This is a genomic window from Rhodococcus sp. OK611 (genome assembly GCF_003050885.1).
Taxonomy (GTDB): Bacteria; Actinomycetota; Actinomycetes; order Mycobacteriales; family Mycobacteriaceae; genus Rhodococcus_G; species Rhodococcus_G oryzae.
In genome coordinates, this window is sequence record NZ_QAOZ01000012.1 from 15,392 (window position 1) to 30,938 (window position 15,547).

Annotated in this window: 15 protein-coding genes; 10 read left to right on the forward strand and 5 right to left on the reverse strand. The window is 69.7% G+C overall.

What is annotated here, in order from left to right:
- Position 1 precedes the first annotated feature (1 nt).
- Genes C8K38_RS16030 through C8K38_RS16060 form a run of 7 tightly spaced genes read left to right on the forward strand, consistent with a single transcriptional unit; the run spans position 2 to position 8,058 of the window.
- Positions 2–1,597 carry a thiamine pyrophosphate-binding protein gene (locus tag C8K38_RS16030; protein ID WP_097212439.1) on the forward strand — a complete coding sequence of 532 codons (1,596 nt, stop codon included), beginning with the start codon at positions 2–4 and terminating at the stop codon, positions 1,595–1,597.
- Positions 1,594–3,006, forward strand: a complete 1,413-nt coding sequence (locus tag C8K38_RS16035; RefSeq protein WP_441346763.1) for an aldehyde dehydrogenase family protein — start codon at positions 1,594–1,596, stop codon at positions 3,004–3,006. The genes C8K38_RS16030 and C8K38_RS16035 overlap by 4 nt, the downstream gene beginning before the upstream one ends.
- 59 nt (positions 3,007–3,065) lie before the next feature.
- Complete coding sequence (locus tag C8K38_RS16040) at positions 3,066–4,223, forward strand: acyl-CoA dehydrogenase family protein (protein ID WP_097212440.1); 1,158 nt, start codon at positions 3,066–3,068, stop codon at positions 4,221–4,223.
- Complete coding sequence (locus C8K38_RS16045) at positions 4,223–5,200, forward strand: DMT family transporter (RefSeq protein ID WP_097212441.1); 978 nt, start codon at positions 4,223–4,225, stop codon at positions 5,198–5,200. Before C8K38_RS16040 ends, C8K38_RS16045 begins: the two co-directional genes overlap by 1 nt.
- A 32-nt stretch (positions 5,201–5,232) precedes the next feature.
- Complete coding sequence (locus tag C8K38_RS16050; protein WP_373560265.1) at positions 5,233–6,897, forward strand: hypothetical protein; 1,665 nt, start codon at positions 5,233–5,235, stop codon at positions 6,895–6,897.
- 46 nt (positions 6,898–6,943) lie between these two features.
- Positions 6,944–7,426: an SgcJ/EcaC family oxidoreductase gene (locus C8K38_RS16055; protein WP_097212442.1), complete on the forward strand. Its 483-nt coding sequence runs from the start codon at positions 6,944–6,946 to the stop codon at positions 7,424–7,426.
- Positions 7,423–8,058, forward strand: coding sequence for an AMIN-like domain-containing (lipo)protein (locus tag C8K38_RS16060; protein WP_097212443.1), 636 nt, complete (start codon positions 7,423–7,425; stop codon positions 8,056–8,058). Before C8K38_RS16055 ends, C8K38_RS16060 begins: the two co-directional genes overlap by 4 nt.
- A 30-nt stretch (positions 8,059–8,088) precedes the next feature.
- Here the strand turns inward: C8K38_RS16060 and C8K38_RS16065 are convergent, their stop codons facing one another.
- From C8K38_RS16065 to C8K38_RS16075, 3 genes are all read right to left on the reverse strand, one after another.
- Positions 8,089–10,596 carry an FtsX-like permease family protein gene (locus tag C8K38_RS16065; protein WP_097212444.1) on the reverse strand — a complete coding sequence of 836 codons (2,508 nt, stop codon included), beginning with the start codon at positions 10,594–10,596 and terminating at the stop codon, positions 8,089–8,091.
- Between the two features lie 15 nt (positions 10,597–10,611).
- Positions 10,612–11,421 (reverse strand): ABC transporter ATP-binding protein, encoded by an 810-nt coding sequence (locus tag C8K38_RS16070; protein ID WP_097212445.1) that lies wholly within the window; start codon positions 11,419–11,421, stop codon positions 10,612–10,614.
- 133 nt (positions 11,422–11,554) lie between these two features.
- Positions 11,555–12,349 (reverse strand): DUF3472 domain-containing protein, encoded by a 795-nt coding sequence (locus C8K38_RS16075; RefSeq protein WP_108168839.1) that lies wholly within the window; start codon positions 12,347–12,349, stop codon positions 11,555–11,557.
- A gap of 209 nt (positions 12,350–12,558) precedes the next feature.
- Here C8K38_RS16075 and C8K38_RS16080 point away from each other — a divergent pair, with 209 nt between their 5' ends.
- The gene (locus C8K38_RS16080) at positions 12,559–13,335 is read left to right on the forward strand and encodes a deoxyribonuclease IV (RefSeq protein ID WP_097212447.1); all 777 of its coding nucleotides are present in this window, start codon (positions 12,559–12,561) and stop codon (positions 13,333–13,335) included.
- 11 nt (positions 13,336–13,346) lie between these two features.
- On the opposite strand, the gene C8K38_RS16085 is transcribed toward C8K38_RS16080, so the two are convergent.
- Both C8K38_RS16085 and C8K38_RS16090 read right to left on the reverse strand, forming a co-directional pair.
- Positions 13,347–13,670, reverse strand: a complete 324-nt coding sequence (locus C8K38_RS16085) for an ArsR/SmtB family transcription factor (protein ID WP_097212448.1) — start codon at positions 13,668–13,670, stop codon at positions 13,347–13,349.
- On the reverse strand, positions 13,667–14,137 hold the full coding sequence (locus C8K38_RS16090; protein WP_097212449.1) for an SRPBCC family protein: 471 nt from the start codon (positions 14,135–14,137) through the stop codon (positions 13,667–13,669). The genes C8K38_RS16085 and C8K38_RS16090 overlap by 4 nt, the downstream gene beginning before the upstream one ends.
- A gap of 151 nt (positions 14,138–14,288) precedes the next feature.
- Here C8K38_RS16090 and C8K38_RS16095 point away from each other — a divergent pair, with 151 nt between their 5' ends.
- Positions 14,289–14,813 carry a hypothetical protein gene (locus C8K38_RS16095; protein WP_097212450.1) on the forward strand — a complete coding sequence of 175 codons (525 nt, stop codon included), beginning with the start codon at positions 14,289–14,291 and terminating at the stop codon, positions 14,811–14,813.
- A 130-nt stretch (positions 14,814–14,943) separates the two neighbouring features.
- Complete coding sequence (locus C8K38_RS16100; RefSeq protein ID WP_097212451.1) at positions 14,944–15,540, forward strand: hypothetical protein; 597 nt, start codon at positions 14,944–14,946, stop codon at positions 15,538–15,540.
- Positions 15,541–15,547 lie beyond the last annotated feature (7 nt).

Genomic DNA, 15,547 nt, shown 5'->3' on the forward strand with positions numbered 1-15,547 from the left:
CATGAACAACACAGTCCGCACCGGCGGCCAGGCGCTCGTCGACGCCCTGTCCGCGCACGAGGTAACGGCAGTCTTCGGCATCCCGGGGACGCACAACCTCCCGATCTACGCGGCGCTTGCCGATTCCGGCATCACGCATGTCTCCCCGCGTCACGAGCAGGGCGGGGGCTACGCGGCCGACGGTTTCGCCCGCGTCAGCGGCAGGCCCGGGGTGTGCATCACCACCACCGGACCCGCCATTCTCAACGCGGCGGCCGCTGCGGCACAGGCCTATTCGGATTCGGTGCCGGTCCTCTTCATCGCTCCGGGGCTGCCGCTCGCACATCCGAGCAACGGCAACGGATACCTCCACGAGGTCAAGAGTCAGTTCCGCGCGATGGACTCCGTCGTCGGCCACGCCCAGCGCGTCACCAGTGTCGCGGAGATCCCGCTCGCGGTGGCGCAGTGCTTTGCCGCGATGACCTCGGGAAGGCCGCGCCCGGCCTACCTCGAGATCCCGCTCGACCTGCTCGACGCCTCGGACGAGGTGAGCCCGGTCGCGCCCATCTCCCGGTCGGTGTCGATTCCCGACTCCGCTGCCCTCGGCGCCGCGCACGAGTTGCTCTCGGGCGCCCGGAGCCCGCTGTTGATCGCGGGTGGCGGAGCCGCCGGCGCAGCGGCGGAACTGCGCGAACTGGCCGAGGCCCTCGGCGCCCCGGTCGTCACGAGCGCCAACGGCAAGGGAGTGCTGTCGGAGGACCATCCGCTCTCGCTCGGCGCCGGCCTCCAACATCCCTCCGTCGCCGGGGTGGTCGCCGACAGCGATGTGGTGATCGCGGTGGGAACCGAACTCGCCCCATCGGATTGGTGGTGGGGTCCGATCGCAGCTGACACGACCCTCATCCGGATCGACATCGACCCGACCTCCATCTCGACCAACGCCCGCCCCGCGGTCGCGCTCGTCGGTGACGCCGCGGAGACCCTCGCCAGCCTCCTCCAGGCCCTGCCAGGGCCGAAGGCCGACGGGAGCGCCCGCGCACAGCATTGGCGGGACCGGATCCGCGACGATGCCCGCCGGGAAGGCGCTCGTTACGTGCGCCTGTGCGAGGTGCTCGACGACGTCCTCAACGACAGCGCCGTACTGGCCGCGGACAGCGCGATGGCCTGCTACTACGGCGCGCTGTCGAACCTCCCCCTGCACCGCCCCCGGTCGTTCCTGTACCCCACCGGGCTGGGCACGCTGGGATACGGACTGCCCGCCGCCGTCGGGGCGAAGGTCGCGGCGCCGGACCGCCAGGTCGTGGCGATGCTCGGCGACGGCGGTGTCATGTTCACGATCGCCGAATTGGCGGCCGCTGCCGAGGCGAAGCTGGCGATCCCCGTCGTCATCGTCGACAACGGCGGCTACGGCGAGATCCGCAACGAGATGGCGGACCGCAACGAGGCGGTGCACGCCGTCGACCTCGGCGCTCCCGACTTCCCGGCGCTCGCCCGAGCCCTCGGCTGCCACGGAGTGGCGCTCGAGTCCACCGACCAGGTAGGCGCGGCGGTGGCCGCTGCCCTGGCCGCCGACCGGCCGACCCTGATCCATGTGCGCGAGGACGAGGTGCCGCTGTGACGAACTGGATGCGCAATACCGTCCTGATCGACGGCACCTGGCAGGAGCGTGCGAGCACCTCTGCGGTGTACAACCCCGCTACCGAGGAGGTCGTCGGCAGCGCGGCGTCCGCATCGGTCGAGGACGTCGATGCCGCGGTGCGATCCGCGCGACGGGCCGGCATCGACTGGGGCCGAACGGATCACGCGACCCGCGCGGACATGCTGGACGAAGTGCATGCCCGGCTGCTCGCCGACCGCCGCCTGCTCGTCGACGCCATCGTCGCCGAGGTGGGCGCCCCGGTGGCGGTGGCCGAGGAAGCGCACGTCGACCTGGCAATCGAGCTCATCGCCTCGTTCGCGCGGATCGCCCGCGACGAACCGATGCACACCACCATCGGCAATTCGACGGTGCTGCGCCGGCCAGCGGGCGTGGTCGGCTGCATCACCCCGTGGAACTACCCGCTCTACCAGCTCGCGGCGAAGGTCGGCGCGGCGCTGGCAGCCGGATGCACCACTGTGGTCAAGCCCGCCGAACTGACCCCACTGTCGACCTACCTGTTCTGCGACGCATTGCTCGCAGCGGGCCTGCCGCCCGGCGTGGTCAACCTCGTGCCCGGGCAGGGTTCGGTGGTCGGCTCGGCCCTCGTCGCGCACCCGGGCGTCGACGTCGTCTCCTTCACCGGATCCACCACGGTCGGCCGCGAGGTCGGGCGGGTGTCGGGCGAACAGCTCAAGCGCGCGTGCCTGGAACTCGGTGGCAAGTCGGCCAGCGTCGTCCTCGACGACGCCGATCTCACCGCCGCCGTCACCGGCTCAGTGGAGGCGGCAATGCTCAACAGCGGGCAGACCTGCAGCGCATGGACCAGGCTGCTGGTTCCGCGCACGCGGTACACCGAGGCCGTCGAGCTCGCGGCCGCGCACGCCGATGCGATGGTCGTCGGCGACCCGCTCGACCCGGCAACCACGCTCGGTCCGGTGATCTCCGGCCGGCAGCGCGCGTCGATCGCCGCGGCTGTCGACGGTGCGGTGGCACGGGGCGCGCGGCTGGCGGCGGGTGGCACCGACGCCATCGCCGAACGCGGGCATTTCCTGAGGCCCACCGTCCTGGCGGACGTAGACCGGCACGACCCGGTCGCACGAGACGAGATCTTCGGCCCGGTCCTGGTCGTGCTCCCGCACGACGGGGACGAGGACGCGATCGCGGCCGCGAACGACAGCGAGTACGGCCTCGCGGGCGCCGTCTGGTCTGCCGACCGAGAACGCGCCCTGTCGGTCGCGGGTCGCATGGACACGGGCCAGGTCGACGTCAACGGCGCGGCCTTCAACCCACTCGCACCCTTCGGCGGGTGGAAGAACTCGGGGCTGGGCCGCGAGCTCGGCCGCGTCGGCATCGAGGAGTTCACCGAGATGACCTCAGTCCAAATGTGATCGGGCCGACCCGATTTCCCTCCCCTAACCCCCGGTACCCATACCCAGAAAGGCCCACCATGACCGGCACCCAGTTCGAAGCCTGGCCGCTCACCACCGAGCAGCGCGAGATCGTCAAGCTCTGCCGTGACTTCGCTGAGAAGGAGATCCGCCCGCGCGGCCGTGAGGTCGACGAAGCCGACGTGGTCACGCCCGTCGACATCTTCGCCAAGGCCGCCCAGGTCGGCATCACCGACTTCATGATCGCCGAGGAGTTCGGCGGCGGCGGCATGACCGATGTGTTCACCCAGTGCCTGGTGCAGGAGGAGCTCTGCTGGGGCGACCCGGGCATCGGAAACCTGGTGTGCTCCAACGGCTTCTTCTCCGACCCGCTGATGGCCCTGGGCACCCCCGAGCAGAAGGAGAAGTGGCTGCGGCCGCTCACCGGCACCGCTCCCCTGATGACCGCGCTCGCGACCACCGAACCCGGCTCCGGCTCGGACGCCGCGTCGATCATCACCACCGCCACCCGCGTGGACGGCGGCTACCGGATCAACGGTCAGAAGGCATGGATCTCCAATGCCGGCGCCGCAGACCAGTACGTGGTGTTCGCCAAGACCGATCGCAACGAACGTTCCAAAGGCGTCACCGCGTTCATGCTGACCAAGGACACACCCGGCCTCACCTGGGGTGAACCGATGAAGAAGATGGGACAGCGTGCGATCGTCTGCCGCGAGCTGTTCTTCGACGACGTGTTCGTCCCCGAGGAGAACCGGCTCGGCGACGAGGGACAGGGCTTCTACGGCCTGATGGAGACCTTCGACATCTCGCGGATCGTGCTCGGTGCGGCCGCCGTGGGAGCGGCGCGGGCCGCCTACGAGTACGCGCTCGACTACGCCCGTACCCGCAAGCAGTTCGGCAAGCCGATCATCGAGCACCAGGCCGTGGCGTTCCGCCTGGCGGACATGGCAACCCGGATCGGGGCGTCCCGGCTGCTGGTCCACCACGCCGCGCGGTCGATCGACGCGGGCGTGAACACGACCGGGCTGGCCGCCATGGCCAAGTTGACGGCCTCCGAGACCGCGATGTTCGTGACCCACGCCGCCGTCCAGACCCTCGGCGGCTGGGGCTACTCGCGCGAGTACCCGGTGGAGCAGTGGATGCGCGACGTCAAGCTGGAGGAGATCGAGGAGGGCACCTCGGACATCATGCGGCTGGTCATCTCCCGGAACCTCTGATGACCCGAGGCCCAGGCACCGGCGGGCCGGCGCGTTCCGGCGAGCGACACTTCGCCGGTGCCTGGGCGGGCGGGATCGCGTCCGCGGCCGCCTACGGGGTGACCCCGGTGGCGGCGGTGCTCGCGTACGGCGACGGGGTGTCCCCGTCGGTGATGGTGACGCTGCGCAGCCTGTGCGGCGGCGCGCTCATCCTACTGGTTGCCGGTCTCACCGGCCGACTTCGGGGGCTTCCGCTCCCCGCGACCCTCGGCTTGACACTGCTGTGCGGACCGATCTTCGGTCTGCAGATTCTCGCGTACTTCGCCGCGGTCCGGTCCACGGGCGCCCAGGTGGCGGTCGTGCTGGTGCACATCTACCCCGTGTTGGTCCTGCTCCTGGTCTGGCTGATTCACCGCCGGCGTATCGGCGCACCGGTCCTCGCCCTGTGTGCCGCGATGACGGTTGGGATCGCCCTCGTCGCCGGATCAGGTGCGAGCGCAGTCACCGCAACCGGCGCGATGATGTCCATGCTCAGCGCCGCCGGCTACGCGGTGTACCTCGTGCTCGGAGAGGGTTGGGTGCGCCAGGTCGGCGCCGTCACGGCCGCCGGGCTGGTGACAGTCGGCACCACCGTGACGATCGGCGTCGGCGCGATCGCCACCGATCAGGACTTCGGGCTCACCGCGGACGGCTGGCGATCGGTCATCCTGCAGGGGTTCTTCCTCGTTCCGGTCGGTCTCGGCGGCGCCTTCTATGCGGTGCGGCGGCTCGGATCCGTCCCCATGAGTCTGATCGGACTCCTCGAACCTGTGGTCGGGGTGTTGGTCGCCGCGATCGTGCTCTCCGAACGGCTCGGCCCAGCTCAATGGCTCGGCGTGGCCGTGATCCTCACCTCCTGTTCGCTCCTGCCATTTGCCACCCGCAGGAGGCGGACGGCCGATCAGCCCGCCCCGACACCGAACCGGAACACAGCGACCCCGACTGCCGTGGATTCCTGAGCGGACCGGTCCCGACATGGGAGACTGCAGGGGTGAGACGACGCGGCGGTCAGGCCAAACACTCGACCCGATCACGGGTGCCACGCGCGGCGGCCCTCGTCACGCTTGGCCTGCTCTGGCCGGTACCCGTCGCCGCGGCACAGGCACCGCCGAGCCAGCCCGCCGCCTGCGTACCGTTCGGGACCGCGCAGCTGCCACCGGGAGTCCCGTCCGGCGGTGGCAGGCTCGGATTGACGAACCTGCCGGTGTTCACCGGACAGTCCGCCCCTGCCAGCGTCGAACTACGCACGCCGACCACGCAGTTCAACCGGTTCTCCGATTTCGCACTGGTCGGGCACGACCTGCTCACCCGTCCCCGAACGGCAGGCGGCGCCAACACCGAACCGTGGCGCTACGTCCCGATGCCCGAGTGCCTGCGGGGCCGCCTGATCGGGATCTCCGTGGACGACGACGAGTTGGCCGCCGTCGACGACAACGGCTGGATCTACACGATGGACAACGCCTCGCAGGACCCGATCCTCTGGAACTGGACGTCCGCGTGGGGCTCGCCGCTGTGGTTCGCTCCGGGACAACAACTTCCGGGCGAGAACGGGAACGGCTGGGCGCTGAGCGTCTCCTCCCCGTGGGACAACCAGACCTTCACGGACATCGCGGGGCGAATCCACTACGTGGGGCTGGGGAAGATGACGATGCTGCCCGCACTGACCGGCGACGGCAGCCGCATCACCTTCGCGGACCCGTGGCTGCCGAACGACGACAGCTACGAGATCGGCGGGCCGGTCGGAGGCCGGTTCCAGTCGATCTCGCTGTCCGCGGCCGGGTCGACGACCTTCGTGATGAACCGGTACGGCGACATGTACACCCGCAGTTTCGATTTCGACTCGTCGGGCTCGGACTCGGTCTTCTTCCGGTACAGCTGGGACAGCCAGGTCGGTAAGCCAACCGCCCCCAACATCTTCGCCGAGCTTCTCGATCGCAGCACCGCCGCCATCCAACTGCCCGCGCCCGACTGGGTCCATCAGCCCAAGGTCCCCGGCGAGATCACCTCGGCGATCAGCGTCAACTCGACCGGACCGGGTCCGGGCCAGCGCGAACTGCGGGTCGAGGGCCGCCGCGACGGCGCCACCGGGTTCTGGCACAAGGCCCCGACCGCGCCCGAATGGGAATTCACCCGCACTGACGCGGCGCGCCTTGGCGTCCCTGTGGACAACCCGTCGGCGGACCGGTCGAAGGACACCCTGGCCCCGCCCGCACCCTGGCACCTGTCCGGGAACCTGCCCGCGCGCGACGGCAGCATCGACGGGCAGACCCTGATCGACATCGGCCTCCCGTACTCGGTGGTCGACCCACGGCTGCTCGACGCGGTCGGATCGCACGCCGCGCCATCGGGTTACCGCATCTCGGTGTCGCACTTCGACCCGGCGGCCACCAGCAGGGCGGCGACGGTGACCGCGCCGGACGGCGCCGAGATCCCGGTGATCCTGCACACCGCGGACGGACTGCGCCTCGGCCCCCGCGCCCCCGGGCTCGACGGGGAGCCGCGCCATCTCGTCGGCGCCGTCGAGGTCCCCCGCGAGGCCTTCGACACGCGCGGCGACGATCCCGCGCTCGACAGCTTCGTCAGGGACTGGATGCGGGGCAAGCAGATCGCCGCCATCACCCTCAGCGCCACCGACCACGATCTGGTGGTGAGGTAGCCCCGTCAATCCATCGAATGACAACCGAGGGAAATCAGGTGCCGCGATGCACAAGTCCACCGTTCGATCCATCGCACTGACCGCGGGCGCCATCGCGGCCCTCGCGGCATGCGCGGACCCGATCTCCGGAGTCGCGCAGGATGATCCGCCGTCGCAGGAACAGGTCGCCGCGTTGTTCGACACCTGGAACGAGACCCTGGCGACCGGCGACCCCGAGGCCGTCGCGGACCTGTACGCCCCGGACGCAGTGCTCCTCCCGACGGTGTCCAATACGGTGCGCACCGACCGCGCGGGCATCGTCGACTACTTCACCGGCTTCCTGCCCAGCAAGCCGAGCGCGGTGATCGAGCAGTCGGTCGTCAACGTGCTCGACGCGGACAACGCGATCGACACCGGTGTCTACCGATTCACCATGAACAAGCCCGAGGGCACGGAGATCGTCGATGCCCGCTACACGTTCGTATACGAGAAGAGGGACGGCGAATGGCTGATCGTGAACCACCACTCCTCCGAGATGCCGGAATCATGAACCGCCCGAACACGCCCCACACCCGTCTCGCCGCGCTCTGTGGCGTGCTGACGGTGGGCGGGGTGCTCGCGCTGACCGGCTGCGGCGACGGCGGCGACGGCCTCGCGACCACCTCGGGGTCGGTCACCGCGGCGCCGGTGGACTCCCCCACCTCCGAGTCGGGCGCCACGCTCAGGTCGACCACCCCGAACACTGCCTGGAGCACCGACTCCCAGCGGGCCGACGCGTCCGCCGACGCGCACCTGACGGTCACCGGTCTGCGCGTCGGCGGCCAGGACGGCTACGACCGCGTGGTCTACGAACTGGGCGGTACCGGCGTTCCCGGCTGGTCGGTCCGCTACGCCGACCTCGCCGTGCAGGAGGGCAGCGGGGAGGTGATCCCGATGGCAGGCAACGCGATCCTCGAGGTCCTCATCACCGGCAGCGGCTACCCGTTCGACACGGGCGTCGCCGAGTACGACGGACCGAACCCGTTGCCGGGCGAGGGTTCCGAATTGGTCACCGAGACCCGGATCTCCGGGGTGTTCGAGGGGACCACCCAGTCGTTCATCGGTCTCGAGTCCGGCGGGCATCCGTTCACGGTCTCAACCCTGAGCGACCCGACCCGGCTGGTCGTCGACATCGAGCACTGATGTCGACGACCAGCCCGGCGGCACAGGCGATCACACCCCGGCGATCGCCTCCAGCGGCTTGGTGCGCGCGGCCCGCGCGGCGGGCCACAGTGCGGCCAGCACGCCTACCACCGCGGAGCCGAGCAGCATGGCGACCACCTGCCCCCACGGCACCGCGATCACGTCGAGGCCCTCATCCGCCAGCGTGCTGACGAAGCCCCAGCCGAACGCGACTCCGAGCAGCACACCGACCGCCGCACCGAAGACCGCGATGAGCACCGACTCGAGGTAGATGGTGCGGCGGACCTGCGGCCGTTGCATGCCGACGGCCCTGAGCATTCCGATCTCGCGGCGCCGCTCCACCACCGACAAAGCGAGGGTGTTGATGATGCCGAGGATCGCGATGACGATGGCCAACGCGAGCAGCCCGTAGAGCACCGCCAGCAGGGTGTCGATCTGCTTGCCCTGACTGCCCTTGAACTCCTCCCGGTCCTTGACCTGCACGACCAGGAACTTGTCTGTCGCCGCCGCCAGATCGCCGCGCATCGCCGCCAGGTCGGCGCCGGGCTGGGCCTCGATCAGCACCGCCCAGACCGCCCTGACCGCCGCCGGGGTCACCTGCTCGTACACCGATTCGGGCACCATCCATTTGCCGAGGAGCTGGGAGTCGGCGTAGATGCCGGTGACATTGGTGGTCACCTGCTCGCCGTCGCGGTCGGTCAGGACGACCGGCGTACCGATCCGCCATCCCTTTTCTGTGGCGGTCGTCCGGGAGACCAGCATGTTGGTGCCTACCAGCTCGGCCGACCCCTCCTCGAGGGTGTAGTCGAGGACACCGTCGAGCTGTCCGCTGAGGGCCGTGCCGAACTGTTCCTCGTCGTCGATCTTGACCGCAACGCCGTGCAGTTCGACCGCATCCGCCACACCTGGCACCTCCTCGACCGCGGCCGCCGCGCCGAGGGGAACACCCATCGAATCCGGGCCCGCGAGGATGTAGTCGGCGCGAACACCGTTGTCCACCAGGGAGTTCACGCTCTCCTTCGCGGAAGCCCCGAACACCCCGATCACCGACACCAGCATCAGCCCGAGGGTCAACGCGAACGCGGTCGCCGCGGTGCGCCGGGGGTTGCGCACGGCATTGGTGCGGGCCAGCCGGCCCACCGGACCGAACGGCTTGGCGAACACCGCGCCGAGCGCACCCACCACCGGGCGCGAGAGCGCGGGCGCCGCGAGCAGGACCGCGACGATCAAAGCGGCCGCACCGAGGCCGACCGTCGTGGCCGCCCCGCCGCCGGTGCCGCGCGAGCCGACCAGCAGCAGTGCGCCGCCGACCACGGCGGCGATCGCGCCGACCAGCGTCCGCACCCGCAGCGAGTCACCGGTGGAGGAGAACTCCTCCCGCATCGCCGCCACCGGCGGCACCTTGGCCGCCCGGCGCGCGGGCGCGTAGGCACTGACCACCGTGACGAGCACGCCGACGAGGAGCGCGACGATGACGGTGCGCGGCTCCAGCTGCAACGGCCCGGACGGCAACCCGACATCGAAGCCGTTGAGCATCGCGCGCAGCCCGTAGGCGAGGCCGACGCCCGCGGCGATGCCGAGCGCGCTGCCGAGCAGGCCGACGATGAGCGCCTCGAGCACCACCGAACGCCCCACCTGCTTGCGGCTGGCGCCGATCGCCCGCAGCAGCGCGAGCTCGCGCAGCCGCTGGGCCACGATCATCGAGAAGGTGTTGTAGATGATGAACGTCCCGACCAACAGCGCGATCGCGCCGAACGCGAGCATGAAGTAGTTCATGAAGCTGAGCGCCGAGTTCACCTCCGCCTTCACGTCCTCGCGGACCTGATCGCCGGTGTCCACCTTGAGGTCTGGGAGGGCGGCCGCGACCCGGTCGCGCAGCTCGGACTGCGAGACCCCGGTGCCCGCGACGTCGACGTAGTCCACGTGGCTGCCATCGGTGAAGAGCTCGCGCGCCTGCGCGCCGTCGAACTGCGCGCCGACGAATCCGCCGGAGTCGGACGGTGTTTGGTAGATCCCACTGACGGTGACGTCGATGACGCCGCTCGTGGGCACCAGCACCTGGGTGCGGTCCCCCACCGCGAGACCGGCCTTGCGTGCCGCGCCCTCGTTGAGCGCGATCTGGCCAGGAGCGGCGGGCGGCGCCCCCGCGACCATCACGTCGGGATCGCCGAGCGCCTGCTCCGGCGGGGTGTACGACAGCCCGATGCTGGGGGCGCCACCGGACTGCAGCGGCTTCTTGTCGGCGCCGAGCAGCACGATCGGGCCGTCGACGGCAGGCACGACCGCGCGCACCCCGTCGACCGCCTCGAGCTTCGGGAGCTCGCTCAGCGGCACCCCGCTCGACCCCTTCTCCAGCCCGCTGGCCCGGACGTCGACGCCCTTCGCCGCGTCCGCGAACAGCCCGTCGAAGGTCTTCTGCAGCGTGTCGGTGAACACGAACGACCCGGCCACGAAGGCGGTGCCGAGGACGACGGAGAGCACGGTCAGCGCGAGCCGGACCTTGTGCGCCGCGAGGTTTCGCAGCGAAACCTTGCGCATGGGTGAGGACATGTCTCAGCCCTGTCCGTCGACGGAGACGGTGTCGACGGTGTCGAGCCGCTTCATCCGGTCCAGGACGGTCTCGGCGGTCGGGTCACGCAACTCGTCGACGATGTGGCCGTCGGCGAGGAACACCACCCGGTCCGCGTAGCTCGCGGCCCGCGGATCGTGGGTGACGATGACGACGGTCTGGCCGAACTCGTCGACCGCGGCCCGCAGGATGGCGAGCACCTCGCCGGAGGAGCGCGAGTCCAGGTTTCCGGTGGGCTCGTCGCCGAAGATGATCTCCGGCTGACCGGCCAGCGCCCGCGCGCAGGCGACGCGCTGCTGCTGCCCGCCGGACAGCTCGCTCGGCCGATGGTCGAGCCGGTCCTTGAGCCCGAGCCGGGTGAGCACGTTGTCGAGCCAGGACGGGTCGGCCTTGCGGCCCGCGATGTCGAGCGGGAGGGTGATGTTCTCCAGCGCCGTGAGCGTCGGAACCAGGTTGAACGCCTGGAAGACGAACCCGATCCGGTCGCGCCGCAGCTGCGTCATCTGCTTGTCAGACAGGGTCGTCAGCTCGGTCTCCCCGATCATGACCGATCCCGAGGTGGCGGAGTCCAGCCCGGCCAGGCAGTGCATCAGCGTCGACTTACCGGACCCCGAGGGCCCCATGATCGCGGTGAACTCCCCGCGCGCGAAGTCGGCCGACACCCCGTCCAGCGCGCGGACCTGGGTGTCCCCGGAGCCGTACGTCTTGTTCAGGTTCTGCGCGCGAGCGGCGACGGGGGTGGGGGCCGGCGTTTCGGTTGACACCGCGACGGCGCCGAGGGCATGCGAGCTCATGACTGCCTTTCGTCCTGGGGCTGGGCTGACACTGCGACCGCATCAGTCTTGTCGGAGCCGATATGCGAGCGCCATCAGGGACCACCCTGATCTTTTGCTCGGGGTGCGGCGGGATGCGGCGGGATGCGTGAAGTCAGCTGCCGAGGCTCCCTGTCGTGACTGCCGGGGGCACCGGGGGCACCAGGGGCCGAGGCCCGTTCTCTTCGGTGGCGCCGGCCGGACCCACCGTGACTTCCGACAGCTCCTGACAGGTCTTGGACTTCCAGCTGTTCGTGTAGTTTCCCTGCCCCTCATCGGTGCTGGGGATTCCGAACAGCATCTTGGAGTATTTGGCATCCGCGCACACGGTATTCGGGTTGTTCCAGTCGTAGTACTCCGTCCAGGAGATGAAGGAGTTCTTCTCCAGTGTGGCGGTTCCCGCGAGTGTGATCGTTCCCAGAACCGTCGATGCGCCGGTCGTGCGGTCGTTGACAGTGAATGTCCAGCCCGTGCCGCTCGGGTCACGGGCAACCGTCAGCTCGTACACATGCCCGAGCTGCGGGCGCGCATCCCACCGACAGGTCTTGCCGGTACCGTCCTCGGCGAAGGGTTTGCAGTATGTTCCCGTCGATCCGGCGGTACCGGAAACCCCATTCCACACCGAGGCCAGGAACATTCCGCCGCCGTCGCGATGGGTCTGGAAGCCGAAGTAGCCGGACGCGTCCACTCCGGCGAACTTGAACTGAGTAGACCAGTAGGCGTTGTAGTCACCCGGATCGACTTGCAGCGTCATCGGGATCGTGAACGATGTCGGGTTCGCCGGCGCGGACCAGGCTGCATAGTTTCCTGGAGTCTTCCCCCATTCGGCGTGGGCGATCCCGGGAATCAGCACAGCGACTGAAGCAGCGGCTGCAGCGGAGAAGGCGAGCCTTCCGGCCTTGGCGAACATGCAAATCTCCTACGTGAGGTGGGTGATGCCGTGATTGACGACCGTGAGGTCATCCAGTTTCTACAGGGCTTTCGCGGGAGATCCGTCCATCTGATCCGAAAACAGGTATGTCCCGGGCCATCCTGCCCGTACTGATCTTCGCTACCTCGACGAAGCACGAGGCAGGTTCTCGAAGTCGTCTGTCCGACCCAGGCCCTACCCTGGTAACCATGCGCATCGGAGCACACGTACGCGAGGACGACGATCCCATCGGGGCAGGTGAGCGGCTCGGCGCGGAGGTGGTGCAGCTGTTCCTCACCGATCCGCAGAAGTGGAACAAGCTGACCCCTCACCCGAGGGCCGAGCAGATCCGCGACAGCGCGATCGACGTCGTGGTCCACTCGTCGTACGTCATCAACGTGGCGAGCCTGAACAACCGGATCCGGATCCCCTCCCGCAAGTCGGTGGCCGAGCAGGCGAAGGCCGCGGCTGACCTCGGCGCGATCGGCCTGGTGGTGCACGGCGGGCACGTCCGCGACGGCGAGGACCCCGCCGCGGGGTTCGACAACTGGCGCAAGCTGTTCGAGCGGCAGGCCGACAAGGGCGGCTTCGAGGTGCCGATCCTGATCGAGAACACCGCGGGCGGGGAATCGTCGATGGCCCGGCGGTTCGACGACATCGCGCGGTTGTGGGACCAGGTCGGCGAGTTCGGCGCCGGCTTCTGCCTCGACACCTGCCACGCCTGGGCCGGTGGCGAGGAACTGGTCGGCGTGGTGGAGCGGATCAAGGCGATCACCGGGCGCATCGACCTGGTGCACCTGAACAATTCCCGCGACGAGTTCAACTCCGCGCGGGACCGGCACGCGAACCTGACCGACGGCACCATCGACCCGGAGGTGCTGGCGGCCGTCGTGCTCGCCGCGCAGGCCCCGGTCATCCTGGAGACCCCGGCGGACGGCGTTGCCGACGACCCCGCCTACCTGCGCGAGGCCGTCGGCAACGCCTGAGCCGGTATCGCCTACAGCGCCTCGGCGATCCGCTTGATCTCGTCGAGCCGCGCATCCCAGTGCGCGCCGATCGCCTCGAGCCTGCGCCCGACCGCGCTGAGGGTGGCGCCGATCGCGCGGTATCGCACCTCCCGGCCCGCCGGGACACGTTCGACGAGACCCGCGGCCTCCAGGGCCGCCAGGTGCTTGGCGATCGCCTGCCTGCTGACGGGCAGGCGATCGGCGAGCGCGGACGCCGACAGGTCCGCCTCGCCGAGCAGCACGAGGATGTCCCAGCGGGTGTCGTCGGCGAGCGCGGCGAACACGCGGGTCGGCGCCGGGACGCCTCCGGTCATGCCGCCTTCGCCTCGAGGTAGGCCACGAGCTCGTCCAGTTCGGCGTTCCAGCCCTGCCGGTTGCCCTCGAGCGCGTCGCGGCGCTCGGACTCCACGTCGCTGACCCGGTCGAATCCGGTCTCGACGACGGTGAGCTCGGTCGATCCGCCGAGCTCGCGGAGCGTGAATCGCACGTCCGTGCCGCGGGCCAGGTCGGGTTCGCCGAGGTGGCCCCAGCGATACCCGAAGCGGTCGGGCTCGTCGACCTCGATGATCTCGAGCGGCATGTCGCCGTGCTCGTCCCAGCTGAAGACGCCCCTGGCCCCGACGGTGAGCGAGTCGATGACCGCGCGCTGGCCGAACCATTTCGCGATGTGCTCCGGATCGGTCAGCGCCTGCCACACCCGATCGCGCGTCGCGTTGATGACCACGGTGCGGCTGACGGTGTAGCGCCCCTCGTCCACGGTTGCCTGACCTGTCGACGTCATCTCGATCTCCTCCTGTGGGTTACCCGCGATAGATGCAACTCAATGGTTGCACTATTCCACCGGAGGTGCAACCCTCCGGTTGCATTAAGCAGATGCGTGTCGTCGCCCGTCGCTACCGGGAATTCGGGTCGCCGATTGTTAGGATCGGCAAGTGAACTCGCTGGTCGAGGCCCTCAGCTCCGATACCGCACCCTGGTGGGCGGTGCCGCTGTCGATGATCCTCGGGATCCTGCTCGGCGTGTTCGCCGTCCGGCGCGGCAGATCGGCATCGACACCGGAACCGGTCCGCACCACCACGTCCGACCCGCAGGCCCGCTCCACCTACGTGCGCTTCCTCGCCGCGGCCGACCGGGCACACAACAGCATCGTCGAGGTCGACCATGCCCTGCTCGCCGAGGCGGACCTCGAGGAGTCGCTCGAGTCCGACGACCCGCAACTGAAGGCCCTGGCCCGGTCCATCGTCGAGATGGACTCGATCGCAAACGAACTCCGGATCTGCGCCCCCGGCCCGGTGGTCGACGCGACCGTCGCCCTCTTCGGATTCGTCACAGACTCCACCATCGACGGCGTCACCGACCAGGACGCGTTCCGGATCCGGTACAACGACAAGAAGTCCGCACTGATCGGTGCGATCCGGGAGTCACTCGGGGAGCAGCCCCTCACACCTGCACGCTGAACGGGTCGTGGTCGGCGGTTGGGCCGGGTGCCCCGACACCGGGCAGCCAGCCCCTGAAATCATCTCTCGCCGGGTGCACGGTTATCCGGTACCTTCTCCTCGGAGCAGCACACGACACGAGGAGCATTGAGTGAACGGCAAGAACCTGGCACGTCGCACCACCGCCGCATTCGCCATCGGCGCGACCGCCACCCTCGTGTTCGCGGGCACCGCAGGCGCCGACCCCCAGTCGGACGGCATCCAGGATCTCCGCAAGGCCGCAGCCAACTCCGAGGCGAACAGCGCCGCCGTCGACGTCCTGGTTGGCTCTCCCCTGGTCACCACGAACATCGCGAGCTCCTTCGGCCTGTTCGCGTTCACCTCGCCGACGCTCGGCTGCGGCCCCGGCGTCCCGATCACGCTCACCGGGGCGTCCGCCAGCAGCGGCGGCGACCTCAAGCCCGGCCAGATCCGGTTCCAGGCCTCGCCCCGCGTCTCCGGCGTGGCGAAGGGCTCCGGCCTGACCGCCGTATGGGTCAACACCAGCACCGGCGCCAGCGGCATCGCACCCATCGACGGCGTCACCGAGTTCGGCACCCCGTCGCTGTCGAAGGTCGTCGACTCGGGCCCCGGCAACGTCGCAGCCGCATTGTTCGGCACGGTCACCTACGCGGACGCGACCTGCGTGGTGCTGCCGACCGTCGGTATGTTCACCGTCGCCGCCCCCTCGGACGCTCCCGCGAAGTAGCCCCGCG